Below are 12,867 nucleotides of genomic sequence, written 5' to 3'. Positions count from 1 at the left end.
CTTATCGTTCAACATTTTCTCTTAAAATTTGATATATTTTTCCCTTCATCCTGTATTCATCTTCTTTCCAATCCTGTATACTTAGACATTGTGATCCATTATTTTATGAGACTAGCATTCTATCTCATAATGGAATCGGAACGAGAAAAATGATACGGAGAGAGTGACATGCGCCAAGTATCAAAAAAAACTGCCCCATCTGTAGCTTATCTGTTGACGAAAGCAGCGTGCTTTTTCGTGTTGTGTCTGATTCTCCTGTACGTGTGGGACCTTTCACAGTCCTCTGCCGCTACTGAGAAAAGAGAGCTTACGGTGTCGGAAAACAGCCAAATGAGGCATGAAGGAGACAGCGTTCCGCTCAAAAAAGCAACGCAAGGCGAACTTCTCGATCACTTGAGCACAAAACAGCAGATCGAAAAGCGCAAGCAGGAAAAAGAGAAGCAAAAAGCTGCTGCGGAAAAAAAGAAAGAAAAATCGAAGGAAAAAACGGTTTATTTGACGTTTGACGATGGGCCTTCAGCCGTAAGCCAAAGGCTGCTGCAAATTTTATCCGAACATGATGCTAAAGCGACATTCTTCATGCTCGAACCGAACATGAAGCTTCACAAAGAAGCCGTTCTCAATATGAAGCAGCAGGGCCATGCACTTGGACTTCACGGGGTGACCCATGACCAAAAGCAATTTTATAAAGGCGCCAATTCTCCTAATCTGGAAATGAAGCAGGCTCAAAAAACGCTGAAGTCTATCACCGGGGTTGAAACCCATTTGATCAGAACGCCGTACGGAAGCAAACCGTCGCTGACCGAAGCGCAGAAAAAAGTGCTGAAAAAGAACGGATTTATTTATTGGGACTGGAATATTGACAGCCTGGACTGGAAATACAGAAGCCAAAAATTCGTTCCGGAAGTCATGAACCAGCTGAATATCCTGGAAAAGCGGCAGACAAAACAGCCGATCGTGATCCTGATGCACGATATTCCTTCAACGGTTCAATCATTGCCGTTATTGCTGACAAATTTAAAAAACATGGGGTATTCATTTGCAACACTTGATGAATCCATGACACCCGTTCATGAATAACATCCATTGTCTGATCCCCTGATGAAGGGGATTTTTTTATTTCCTCCCTCGAGTGTGATTATCTGACACACTTGTTGCCAAAAAAACAGTTTTCTGATTATGATGCAGTTATCTTTATACCATGGGGTGGGTAAATGAAAATCGAAGAGTTGCATTCAACCGCGGAATATGCCAATCAATTGGCCGAGCTTCTCATCCGCGTCGTCGATGACGGGGCATCAGTCGGCTTTCTGCCTCCGCTCGAAAAGCGGCTGGCGGAGGCTTACTGGAAAACAGCCGTCGCACCGGATTCGGTTTTATGGATTGCCAAACAAAATGGCCGGATCGCAGGAAGTGTTCAATTGCACTTATGCACAAAACAAAACGGCCGCCACAGAGCGGAAATCTGCAAGTTAATGACAGATCCCGCCTTCAGGCGGCAGGGCGTCGCCAAATCGTTAATGCAAAAAGCGATCGACAGGGCGAAACAGGAAGGCAGATCTCTTTTCGTGCTGGATACAAGGGAAAAAGACCCCTCCAACCTCCTTTACGCTTCGCTCGGCTTTGCCGAAGCCGGACGCATTCCTGAATACGCGGAATCTGCAGACGGCCGGCTCGATGCATCCGTTTTTTATTATAAAAAACTGTGATGAAGATCAAAAAAGACGCTCCGGTCTGGAGCGTCTTCCTTTTTAATGATTGAGTTTCCGAACAAACTCGGCGATTTTTTGATTGATGACAATGTCGAATAAATGATCGTAAGGCGTTTCATCGAGATTGATCATGGCTTTCTTCAAACCGGGGATCAGGTGCGCTTCTTCAGGAACAAACCTGACAGGCGCCACTTCGAGTGAAGTGCCGATCACCAGAAGCAGGTCGGATTCGTTGAGGACTTCAAAAAGCGTGTCGAAATGCTGAACGGCGTCGCCGAACAGCACGACATCCGTTTTTAATATAAATCCGCATGCTCTCCCCTTGCCATTGACGCGATTGCACCTTGGCACTTCTTCTTGAAGAATGTGGTCAAGACCGTAGCGCGCCCCGCATTTTGGGCATGCGGCTGTTTGAATCGAACCGTGCAGTTCATATACATGGCGGCTTCCCGCCTTAAGATGCAGCCCGTCGATATTCTGCGTGAACACCCTGACATCCTTACCGCTTTTCTCGAGTTCGGCTAAATAAAGGTGCCCGTCATTCGGCCGATAAGTTCCCGTCATTTTCATTTGAAAAAGCTCTTTAAACTTCGGCCAAAACAATTTTGGATATCGTTCGTAATAATCACGGCTCATCGCTTCCATTCTCGACAGATCTTCCGTCCATATGCCGCCGGCTGAACGAAAATCAGGAATGCCTGATTCCGTGCTCATACCGGCGCCTGTCAAAACGGTAATGCGCTCGGCATTTTCGATCATATCCGCAAATCTCAGGGCTTCTTCCTCCATTTGGCTTGTCTCCCTTCAAAAACTGTTTCTAAGCATTTCCTTGCTGATCTTTCATTTTCTTCAACTCAAAGAGGCTGTGCCCCGGAGAAACAAAATCAACCTGCTCCTCTTTCATAATGTCAAGAATGCGGTAGTTCACATCCTGTCTGACGTCCAAGTTTTCGGCCCAGACCGTCGTATTTGTATAGTAGTTGAAGAAGATGCTTAAATGCGTATCCTTCAGGACATCGAAATTGACCATAATGACATCCGGGTTGACCCCTTCGTGCGATTCGAGCATTTCTTTAAAACGCTCCACACACCGCTCGACTTTCTCCCGCGGGGTTGACGGATCGATTTCGAGCGTAAAGGTGACCTGACGCTTTCGCATTTTCGTCCAGTTCATGATCGCTTCGTTGGCCAGCACAGAGTTGGGAACGGTAACGAGAGCCTCTCCGGCCGTGCGGACTTTCGTGCTTCTGAACGATATATCTTCAACAGTTCCTGTGACAATTTTCGTTTCAATCCAATCGCCGATTGTAAAAGGCTTCTCCATAATAATGACAACTCCGCCGAAAAAGTTTCCGACTGTGTCTTTTGCCGCAAGGGCAAAAGCGAATCCGCCGAGCCCGAGTCCGGCAACAAATCCGTTGACATCATAATTGAACTCTCCGGCGATGACGCTGATTCCAAGCGCTACAATGATAAATCGGAGAATCTTGGACAAAAACGGCGCAAGAATATCATCCATATCAAGCTCAAGCCGCTTATTGATTTTATCGAATAAAACAGACGAAGCCGCCGTTAAGTTATACAGGCCGCTTACAATGACCAAAATCACGGACACTCTGTACAGTTTATGAACGATCCCCATATGCCCCTCAAAAAACGGGGAATAAATAATCGCCAGATAAATACCGAGTATCGCAAAAAACCACCTGGCCGGCTTTTCAAACGCCAGCACCACCTGATTGAAAAAGTCCGTTTTCGTCTTATTCGTCAATTTCAGTATCAGGTTGAATAAGTACTTCGTAAATATTTTTCTAAACGCGAAAAATAAAAGAAGGATACCGATGCTGATCCCGATATCGGCAGCGAAATCCATTGTCATATACTTTTCGAACATTGCTTTCTCTCCCTTATTTCACTCATCAAGCTTTAATTATACTAAAACGAGAAAAAAATTTCTCATTTTATTGTGCACCAAAAATAACCGTCGACACACATAAAAGGCTGCCGAACACTTCGGCAGCCTGATGATCATCATATTTTATTGTTCCAGAGACAACGTGATTCGGGCCAACACCGCTATTTCTTCTTCTGAGACTGTGTTTGATCAAGGAGAGTCGCTTTAAACATTTCAGCATCGGTTTCGATCTTAATCCGTTCTTCCACTTTAATTCTCCCTTTACCCATCATCTCGCCTCCTTTTGTCCATTATAAAATATCAGAATTTTTAGTAAATGATACTTTTGTACCATTTTGCCGAAATTTGTCGCACATCTCTTCCCCCTGCCTTTTGTCCGCTTTAGTCAAAGGATTTACTTGCATCGCCAAAATCGGGTATCCTTGTGATGGAAAGATTTTATCAAGAGGAGCTGACATGTTTGCATATTATCGCACATCGCGGAGCCTCGGCTTACGCCCCAGAAAATACGTTTGCCGCTTTTGAAAAAGCGGTGGAGCTCGGGGCTGATTTTATCGAACTCGACATACAGATTACAAAGGATGGAAAACTTGCCGTCATCCACGATGACAAGGTTGACAGAACGACGAACGGTACCGGTTTCGTTCGCGAGTATACGATGAATGAGCTCGAACAGCTGGATGCAGGAAGCTGGTTCGGCCCTGAATATCAAGGCGAAAAAATCCCTTCACTTGAAGCTGTTCTGAGGAAGTATCACAATAAGACGGGCCTTCTCATCGAAATCAAGTCGTCCAAAACCCAGCCCGGAATCGAAAAAGCGGCCGGACAACTGATCAGCCGGTATGGCCGTTCAATGAACACAATTGTCCAGTCGTTTGACGCCGGCGCCATGAGGGCGTTTCATCACATGTATCCTTCGATTCAGACTGCCGTTTTGATCAGGCCGAGATTTGGATTGCTGCCGCGCGGCCGGCTGCGGCAAATCGCTTCGTTTGCCCAATACGTCAGCCTGAAAGCTACGATGATCAGCCCTTTTCTGATCAAATCGATTCACAGCTGTGATTTGAAGGCGCTGGCTTGGACGGTCAACGGGCAGAAAACGGGAAGCCGCCTCAAAAGCTGGAAAATCGATGGGATCATTACCGACTACCCGGATTATTTTTGAGAAAGAAGGAAGAGTATGAAATCATATGTTGCCGTTTTTATCGGGGGAGCCATCGGATCGCTGCTGCGCTACGCAGTCAATCTGCTCGGCGGCACCGCCGTTTTTCCTTGGCCGACTTTTATTGAAAACACGTCCGGAAGCCTTCTGCTCGGCCTTTTGACAGGCTTTTTTGCGGCTCGGGCAAAAAAGCCGCTCGTCCAATTATGCTTAGGGACGGGGTTTTGCGGCGGGTATACGACAATGTCCGCTTTTTCTAAAGAAACCGTACTTCTGCTGCAATCGGCCGCTCACATCGGAGTTCTGTACTTGATGGCATCGCTTGCCTGCGGGGTATGCTTCGCATTTTTGGGGATCGTGATCGGCAAAAAGGTCAGCGGAGCTGCGGGGAAAGAAAAGGAGCGGTATCAATCATGATGGCAGCTGCTTTTATGATCGCGGGAGGAATCGGGTCCGTTTTGAGATTTTGGCTGGGCAATGTGCTCATGGCGATGATTCCGCGCCCCCGCATTCCGGTCAGCGTGATGGTGATCAATATTCTCGGCTCATTCGCTCTCGGCATATTCATAAGCCTCGGCATTGACAATCAAACGGTCTCTATCGTGGTCGGAACTGGATTTTTCGGAGGCTTCACAACATTTTCGACGTTCAGCGTTGAAGCTGTTCAGCTTTTGGCTGCAAAGCGGGTAAAGGCTTCAGCGGTTTACATCCTGCTTACAATGGCAGGCTCAATCGGCGGATTCTGGGCCGGCAGCATGCTGATTCCGTGAAAATGATGGTGTTATGATGAACCAATTATTCTGGTTTATTGATTTGTATAGCAGCTCAAATTCTGATGGGAGCGTTCAGAAAGGAACATTACGCCCAAATGAAAAAAGATGCGGACTCATTAAATGTCAAGAATCCATTTTGAATGATTCAAAATGGATTCTTCCCTTTCTACCCTTTTTCAATAGCCGCTTTTTGAAAGCTGTCCCAATTCGCAGAAATAACTTTCAAAACGTCGTCTTTTTCTTGGTAAGCCCCGATTTGCCCCCCGTCCATCGTCACTTTATACAAGGGGAATTCGCGCTGCGTCAGGCCGAGGCAGAGCGCGATGCCATTTGCATGTCCCCGCGCAGTCTGTTCGATCCAGGCGGCGCTTTTCATTTTTGCCGAATCTTCGGGGTGATCGATAAAGCCGTTCTCCGTTAAAACGGCGTGCATCGCTGTTTCCCGAAGAACATGAAAGTTCGCCTTTTTCATTCCCCTGTCCCTGAGTCCGTTCTGCTTGATTACTTCGCCGTGAATGATCCGTTGATAAAGAGCGGTAACTGATTCATCGGACAGGCCGCTGTAGATGTAATCCTCATACCCGTACGCCGTGCCGTCAAAAGCGTTTGTATGAATGGAGACAAACAAATCGGCCCCCCACGAATTCGCATCGTCTGTGCGCTCCTGAAGCGTAACCGTTTTGTCTGTCGTTCTGCTCAGCCTCGTCTCTGCGCCTGCATACTCTTTTAATAAAATGTCATTGATTTTGAGAGCAATGGCAAGCGTCACGTCCTTTTCCAGCAAACCGTTTCCCGATGCTCCCGGATCACTTCCGCCGTGTCCCGGATCCAAATAAATCTTCATGTTCAATTTCCTCCTTTGATAATGGTTTCAAGACGATTTTTGAACCGGAGTAAAATCCAACTGATGACAATCCAAGCCAAGTTCCGATCATCATATCTTCCTTCCAGTCCCCTGCGGTAAACAAGAGAGAAATCGAGATGCCGAAGACAATTGCACAGATGGGGAGAAATCGTTTCTGAATGCCGACAAGCTTTACCGTATGCACCAATCCCGTAATCAGCGGAACGAGCGCAATTTCAGAAAAATCCATGTTCTTCCTCTCCTTTCCTGAAGCGTTTGTCTCAAAAAATGACCGGCATTTGTTTCATTACATGTGTCAAACCTCCCCGCTGTTTAAAGCTTGTCTTTATCATAAAAGAAAAGCTGCCCTCTCCCGTGTCATCATCGCGTCAAGAACCTGAAAAAAAACTGAAGCGGCCAGAAAAGAAGGGCTTGTTTGAGACAAGCCCTCGCATCCGTTAAATATTCGTGATCGCCGCCAAGCTGACAAGCAGCTTGTCCAGCAGCGATTTCTTCATTAAAAACAGCGTTTTTTCGCTGTAGCCGATTTCCATCGCGCATTTTCCCATGCTCCAATTATGAATATACCGGCATTCCACCAACTTCCGCTCGAGCTCATCCAATTCTGAGACAGCCGTTTCCATCGAATCAAGCAAAAATTGATAGAGCCTTTTTTCCGCGTCGATCTGATATTCAGCGTTTCTTTCTTTGACGGTGAGCCCGTTCTTTTGCTCCTTCTCCATCCTCCTTTCTAAATTGAGCACGGCGGCTTTGTAATTTTTCCAATTCCGCAAATGAAATTCGATCCGCTTAATATACGTTTTCCTCTCTTCCTCCGAAATGATTTCGTACCACAGCAAATCAATCACCTCTCAAACAGAACGTTTGTTCCCATTATATACGAACAAAAGTTCCTGTTCAAATGACTTTTTTCTTAAAATCAAAAATCACCTTGAGCTATTTTTCGCTCAAGGTGACTTCGTTAACGACGACCGGATTTGCCGGTGCCAGCTCTACATGTTCTGTTGTTTGTTCCCGCTTAACTTCGACGTGCTTAATCAGACGCCCTTCCATTTCGAGAACCGTTATCGTGTAAGAGCCGATATGCACCGCCTGGCCTTCCGCGATATCTATGTTTTCTTTCAGCACAAGTCCGCCGACTGTTTCGACTTCCTCTTCCTCGAGATCGTCTTCAAACAGCTCATTGACCTGATCGATTCTCACTTTGCCGTCCATGATGTATTCATGATCGGAGACTTTTTCGATAAGCGGTTTTTCGTCTTCATCGAATTCGTCCCTGATTTCCCCGACGATTTCTTCAAGAATATCCTCGGCCGTCACAAGACCAGATGTCCCGCCGTACTCATCCGTTAAGATCGCCATGTGAATCCGCTCCCGCTGCATTTTGATCAGCAGCTTTTGAACAGGCACGGTTTCAATGACTTCAATAACCGGACGGACATAGGCTTCAAGGGACAATCGCTTTTTCTCAGCCTCTGACATCATGAGCATATCCGTAAACAGCTGTTTCGTATTGATCATGCCGATGACATGATCCTTATCGCCTTTATAGACAGGCCAGCGCGTATACTTTTCCTGCAGCATGACCGAAATGGCCTCATCGATCGGCATATCCACCGGGACGGAGGCGATTTCAGTGCGCGGCACCATAATTTCTTTGGCGATCCGATTGTCGAATTCAAAGATTTTATTAACGTATCTATATTCAGACGGATTGATTTCTCCGCTTTTGTAGCTTTCTGATAACAGGATTCGCAGCTCTTCCTCCGAATGGGATTCATCCTTTTCCGAAGCAGGCTTCAAACCGAATAACCCGGTCAGCACTCTGGCTGAGGCATTCAGCGTCCAAATGAACGGGAACATCACAACATTGAAAAAGTGCAGAGGTCCCGCCAGCCACAGTGTCATCTGTTCGGCTTTTTGAATCGCGATGGTTTTTGGGGCAAGTTCTCCAACCACGACGTTCAGGAATGTAATCACTAAAAATGCAATGGCAACTGAAAGAGCGTGCGATACAGCGCCAGAAACATGCAAGCTTTCAAAGACCGGATGCAGCACCTTTTTAACCGTAGGCTCCCCCATCCAGCCGAGTCCGAGTGCTGTAATCGTAATGCCGAGCTGGCAAGCTGAAAGGTATTCATCCAAATCCGACACCACTTGTTTTGCGCGAACCGCCTTTTTGTTTCCTTCAGCAATCAGCTGATCAATGCGGGAGCTTCTGACTCTGACAATCGCAAATTCCGATGCCACGAAAAAAGCGGTTAATGCAATCAGAATCCCGATGATTATCAGACTAACAATATCGTCCATTTAACCTTATCCTTCACAAAGGACAAGGAGTCACCTCCTGATGAATTCAAATTCCCTTAATAAGGCTGATGTGCGTTCTGTAAAAATGACTATGCAGAGGGCCCCATCTAACCACCTCCAAGCCAAATATATACTATTATCTTACTTTATTAAAAAAGAGTCAGTCAAATGTCTAAACTTTAAATCTAACAATATTTTCTCGAATATTTAGATAAATAAAGGTTTTCGCATCAATTTTACGCCTTTTTTTGATCAATTAACTTGTATAAACAGCTTCTAATATATTAAAATGTTTTATAACTATAACGTGATGGTTGAGGAGGGATGCAGATGGGGCAGAGAAATATCGCATTGGCGAATTAGCAGCTGCTGCAGGCGTAACAAAACGGACTGTCGATTATTATACGAATCTCGGGCTGTTAACGCCTGACAGATCATGTTCAAACTACCGTTATTACGATGAAGCCGCTCTCAAACGGCTGAAGTTTATTATGGACTGCAAGCAGCAGAGATTGGCCCTGTCCGACATTAAAGAAAGGCTGGAAAACCAGTTTCCCTCTTCAACTGTGAATGATGATGAAATTGGAAGCCTGACAACGGAAATCGATCATGTCAATGACAATATCTCCGTGATCATAAACAGATTGAAACGGCTGAATCCCGATGAACGGAAGATTCTGAAAAGCCGTCTTTCTCCTGAAAAAATGACGGTCATCCAGTCATTTTTGCTGCTGCTTTAGTTAATCTTTTACTAAACAGGAGGTGTTACCTTCATTCTCACGCTAGAGTGAAGGTCCTAATTGGAAATAGTTAATTTGATTTTTGTTGCTGTATTAATTGCTTTAACAGCATTTTTCGTAGCGTCTGAGTTTGCGATTATCAGAATCAGAAGCTCGCGGGTTGATCAGCTCATTGCTGAAGGAAACAAAACAGCGATTTCGGTGAAAAAAGTCATTACGCACTTAGACGAATATTTATCGGCCTGCCAGCTCGGCATCACTTTGACGGCTCTCGGTCTCGGATGGCTCGGGGAGCCGACGGTCGCCCGGCTGCTTGAACCGCTATTTGTTAAATGGAGCATTCCGAGCTCTGTATCACACATCGTTTCAGTCGTGATCGCCTTCAGCTTGATTACGTTTTTGCATGTGGTTGTCGGCGAGCTCGCTCCGAAGACGCTTGCAATCCAAAAAGCGGAAGCCGTTTCCTTTCTTTTTGCAAAACCGTTGATCTGGTTCTACCGCATTATGTTCCCATTCATCTGGGCGCTGAACGGATCAGCAAGGCTGTTGACGAAAGCGTTTGGCCTTGAAGCGGTTTCTGAAAATGAAATGGCGCACTCAGAGGAAGAGCTGCGAATTATTCTGTCAGAAAGCTACAAAAGCGGCGAAATCAATCAATCTGAGTTCAAATATGTCAACAAAATTTTTGAATTCGATGACCGTCTTGCCAAGGAAATCATGATCCCGAGAACAGAAGTCGTCAGTTTTCCAAATGATATGAAAATCGCCGAGATGATTGACATCACGAAGGCCGAAGGCTATACCCGCTATCCCGTCGAAGACGGTGATAAGGACAACATCGTCGGCGTCATCAATGTCAAGGAAATACTGACGGCCTGCATCAGCGGAGAATGCTCCAAAGAAGACACGATTGAACAGTTTATCAATCCGATCATTCATGTGATCGAAACCGTTCCGATCCACGATCTGCTTCTGAAAATGCAGAAAGAGCGCGTTCATATGGCGATCCTTTCTGATGAATACGGCGGAACGGCCGGACTCGTGACGGTCGAAGACATCATTGAAGAAATCGTCGGCGAAATCCGCGACGAATTCGATATTGATGAAATTAATGAAATCCGCAAAATCGGCGAAAACCACTACATTCTCGACGGCAAAGTGCTCGTCAACCAGGTCAACGATTTGCTCGGCATTCAGCTCGACAATGAGGAGATTGACACGATCGGCGGATGGTTCCTGACGCAAAAATATGACGTCCAAAAAGGCGACATGATCACCGAGCAGGGATTTGAATTCACGATCAGCGAAATCGACGGCCACCACGTTTCATACGTAGAGGTGAAGAAAGCTGCGGAAACGCTGCTCGAGGAAGCGGAATAACATTGTGAACACACCGGAGGATACAATGAATTGTATCCTCTTTTTTTCGCATTTAAAATATGTAACCACTTGATTACATGGCAAAGTTCAATTATGATGTAATCAATCGGTTACATTTTAGGAGGGACTTATGTCAACACAATCTACAAGGGATCGATTAATCCAAGCGGCGCTTGCCCTTTTTAAAGAAAAAGGATATACAGCCGCATCCACCAGAGAAATTGCCCAAAAGGCAGGAGTCAATCATTTAACCCTTTTTAGACACTTCGGAAATAAACAGAATTTATTTCGGGAAAGTGTTATTCAACATGTTGCATCCGGAGATTTTATTGGAGAACTTAAAGCAATACTGACCGGCGATTTACGAGAAGACCTCTCATTGATAGCAAAAGCGTATTTAAAAGAAAACCTGGAAAAAGGGACTGTTTTTTTACTTTACTTTAATGACGCCGTATCTGATAAAGAAGTTTGCGAATTAATCATGGATATTCCCCGCCGTCTCAACCGCTTTTTAGAGGCTTATTTTGCAAAGCTCTACGCCGAAAAAAAAATTTCAGACGGCAACTTTCAAATGTTAAGCCAAATGTTTTTCGGTTTACTGAATCAATATATTATGTTTCAACATTTGCCCGGATTCAAGGAGTCTTTCAATGATCGGATTGATGACTATGTTGAAGAGTGCGTCGATTTATTTTACACAAAACTTGAAAAGGAAGTGCCGTCTTGATTACCTTGCAACCGGTTTTGCACATACCTGCAGTTTCCAAATGGGATGAAAAAATAAACTTGAAGATAAGCGGACTTCAACCGTTTGACATCATTGATATCATCGTTACAGTGAAAGATGAAGCTGACGCAGAGTGGAGATCACACGCTGTTTTTCAAGCGAATAGATTAGGAGAAGTCGCCCCTGCATCAGCAGCCCCACTAAAAGGAACCTATCAGTCTAAAGATCAAATGGGGCTTTTTTGGTCAATGCAGGCTGTTGAATCTTCCTGCTCATTTTACAAAAAATCGGTTCATCCGTCCGTTTACCGTATTGAAGTGAAGCAAAAAGAACGCATCATCTTGAGTAAAGAAATAAAACGAGTGCTGCTTTCTGAAACAGTTGATAGACTGGAAGTAAACGAAGATGGGTTGTGCGGCACTTTTTTTCGCCCGCTTGCCGTTAACCGCCCTCCCGCAATCATTATATTAGGGGGATCTGACGGCGGCCTTGACGAAACAATGGCAGGCATGTTAGCAAATTACGGATACGCAACACTTGCAATCCCTTATTTTCAATACAAACAGCTGCCTAAAAAACTGGTTGAAATTCCGCTTGAATACTTTCAAAAAGCGATCGATTGGCTCGGTCGCCAGGAAGGACTTCATCATCGTCAGATCGGAATATGCGGACGGTCAAAAGGCGGCGAACTGGCGCTGTTAATAGGTTCTCATTTTCCTGAAATCCGCTTTGTCGTTTCTCATGTAGGCGGCGGAGTCGTCTTTCAAGGGGTTGGATTAAAAAAATTCCGGCAGACATCTTCCTGGAGCCTGAACGGCGCACCGCTCGCCTTTGCACCGCTGCCGATGTTTTCGCTTCCTCAGCTGTGGAATATGATGAAACATAAGCTCACAAGACAGCCTCATGCTTTTCTTGATCTTTACCAAAAGGCTTTACGAAAAGTGAAAGATGATCATCCTGCAATCATTAAAGCGGAACTTATTAAAGGTCCTATACTGTTAACTTCAAGCACTGACGATTTAGTATGGCCCTCTGCCTCAATGAACGAGAAAATCGAAGAACGGCTGAAAAAGAACAGATTCTCTTATTCTGTTAAACATCTGTATTTTGAAAAAGCCGGTCATAATATCAGGCCTCCATACTTTCCGACATCCGGAAGAAAAAGCAGAAAAATAGCCTATGGCGGAAAAACTGAATACGATGCCATTGCAGCTCAAACATTTTGGCAGGAACTGCTTTTGTTTTTAGAAAAAGCAACTGCACCCGGCAATTAAAAAAACCGC

16 protein-coding genes are annotated in these 12,867 nt (G+C 45.3%); 9 read left to right on the top strand and 7 right to left on the bottom strand.

Features of this window, described 5'->3' with window-relative positions; genetic code table 11:
- The first annotated feature begins 168 nt into the window (after positions 1-168).
- Together H7F26_RS11690 and H7F26_RS11685 are read left to right on the top strand one after the other, a co-directional pair.
- Complete coding sequence (locus H7F26_RS11690) at positions 169-1,080, top strand: polysaccharide deacetylase family protein (RefSeq protein WP_003180166.1); 912 nt, start codon at positions 169-171, stop codon at positions 1,078-1,080.
- A 134-nt stretch (positions 1,081-1,214) separates the two neighbouring features.
- Positions 1,215-1,709 carry a GNAT family N-acetyltransferase gene (locus tag H7F26_RS11685; RefSeq protein ID WP_185855180.1) on the top strand — a complete coding sequence of 165 codons (495 nt, stop codon included), beginning with the start codon at positions 1,215-1,217 and terminating at the stop codon, positions 1,707-1,709.
- A 42-nt stretch (positions 1,710-1,751) separates the two neighbouring features.
- Here H7F26_RS11685 and H7F26_RS11680 read toward each other — a convergent pair whose 3' ends face one another.
- The 3 genes from H7F26_RS11680 to H7F26_RS11670 all read right to left on the bottom strand — a co-directional run bounded on the left by H7F26_RS11680 (position 1,752) and on the right by H7F26_RS11670 (position 3,896).
- On the bottom strand, positions 1,752-2,471 hold the full coding sequence (locus H7F26_RS11680; RefSeq protein WP_228767675.1) for an NAD-dependent protein deacylase: 720 nt from the start codon (positions 2,469-2,471) through the stop codon (positions 1,752-1,754).
- Between the two features lie 58 nt (positions 2,472-2,529).
- On the bottom strand, positions 2,530-3,606 hold the full coding sequence (locus H7F26_RS11675) for a mechanosensitive ion channel family protein (protein ID WP_003180161.1): 1,077 nt from the start codon (positions 3,604-3,606) through the stop codon (positions 2,530-2,532).
- 182 nt (positions 3,607-3,788) lie between these two features.
- Complete coding sequence (locus H7F26_RS11670) at positions 3,789-3,896, bottom strand: YhdX family protein (protein ID WP_003180159.1); 108 nt, start codon at positions 3,894-3,896, stop codon at positions 3,789-3,791.
- A gap of 191 nt (positions 3,897-4,087) precedes the next feature.
- On the opposite strand from H7F26_RS11670, the gene H7F26_RS11665 reads away from it, so the two are divergent.
- Genes H7F26_RS11665 through crcB form a run of 3 tightly spaced genes read left to right on the top strand, consistent with a single transcriptional unit; the run spans position 4,088 to position 5,559 of the window.
- A complete protein-coding gene (locus tag H7F26_RS11665; RefSeq protein WP_011197699.1) occupies positions 4,088-4,792 on the top strand; it encodes a glycerophosphodiester phosphodiesterase in 705 nt (234 codons plus the stop codon).
- 15 nt (positions 4,793-4,807) lie between these two features.
- The gene (locus H7F26_RS11660) at positions 4,808-5,206 is read left to right on the top strand and encodes a fluoride efflux transporter FluC (RefSeq protein WP_003180155.1); all 399 of its coding nucleotides are present in this window, start codon (positions 4,808-4,810) and stop codon (positions 5,204-5,206) included.
- On the top strand, positions 5,203-5,559 hold the full coding sequence (gene crcB / locus H7F26_RS11655) for a fluoride efflux transporter CrcB (protein ID WP_003180153.1): 357 nt from the start codon (positions 5,203-5,205) through the stop codon (positions 5,557-5,559). The genes H7F26_RS11660 and crcB overlap by 4 nt, the downstream gene beginning before the upstream one ends.
- Before the next feature lie 169 nt (positions 5,560-5,728).
- On the opposite strand, the gene H7F26_RS11650 is transcribed toward crcB, so the two are convergent.
- The 4 genes from H7F26_RS11650 to H7F26_RS11635 form a co-directional block, all read right to left on the bottom strand.
- On the bottom strand, positions 5,729-6,406 hold the full coding sequence (locus H7F26_RS11650) for an N-acetylmuramoyl-L-alanine amidase family protein (protein WP_003180151.1): 678 nt from the start codon (positions 6,404-6,406) through the stop codon (positions 5,729-5,731).
- A complete protein-coding gene (locus H7F26_RS11645) occupies positions 6,369-6,656 on the bottom strand; it encodes a hypothetical protein (RefSeq protein WP_185855179.1) in 288 nt (95 codons plus the stop codon). The genes H7F26_RS11650 and H7F26_RS11645 overlap by 38 nt, the downstream gene beginning before the upstream one ends.
- 208 nt (positions 6,657-6,864) lie before the next feature.
- A complete protein-coding gene (locus H7F26_RS11640) occupies positions 6,865-7,266 on the bottom strand; it encodes a hypothetical protein (RefSeq protein WP_003180147.1) in 402 nt (133 codons plus the stop codon).
- A 97-nt stretch (positions 7,267-7,363) separates the two neighbouring features.
- Entirely contained in the window at positions 7,364-8,737 is a 1,374-nt protein-coding gene (locus H7F26_RS11635) for a hemolysin family protein (protein ID WP_003180145.1), read from the bottom strand.
- Positions 8,738-9,051: 314 nt separating this feature from the next.
- Here H7F26_RS11635 and H7F26_RS11630 point away from each other — a divergent pair, with 314 nt between their 5' ends.
- From H7F26_RS11630 to H7F26_RS11615, 4 genes are all read left to right on the top strand, one after another.
- Positions 9,052-9,477, top strand: a complete 426-nt coding sequence (locus H7F26_RS11630) for a Cu(I)-responsive transcriptional regulator (RefSeq protein ID WP_003180143.1) — start codon at positions 9,052-9,054, stop codon at positions 9,475-9,477.
- A 60-nt stretch (positions 9,478-9,537) separates the two neighbouring features.
- A complete protein-coding gene (locus H7F26_RS11625) occupies positions 9,538-10,857 on the top strand; it encodes a hemolysin family protein (RefSeq protein WP_003180141.1) in 1,320 nt (439 codons plus the stop codon).
- A gap of 130 nt (positions 10,858-10,987) precedes the next feature.
- Entirely contained in the window at positions 10,988-11,584 is a 597-nt protein-coding gene (locus tag H7F26_RS11620; protein ID WP_003180139.1) for a TetR/AcrR family transcriptional regulator, read from the top strand.
- Entirely contained in the window at positions 11,581-12,858 is a 1,278-nt protein-coding gene (locus H7F26_RS11615) for an acyl-CoA thioesterase/bile acid-CoA:amino acid N-acyltransferase family protein (protein ID WP_009328975.1), read from the top strand. The genes H7F26_RS11620 and H7F26_RS11615 overlap by 4 nt, the downstream gene beginning before the upstream one ends.
- Positions 12,859-12,867 lie beyond the last annotated feature (9 nt).

This window comes from Bacillus sp. PAMC28748, from assembly GCF_014250415.1.
Taxonomy (GTDB): Bacteria; Bacillota; Bacilli; order Bacillales; family Bacillaceae; genus Bacillus; species Bacillus licheniformis.
This window is presented reverse-complemented; position numbering and strand designations above follow the sequence as displayed.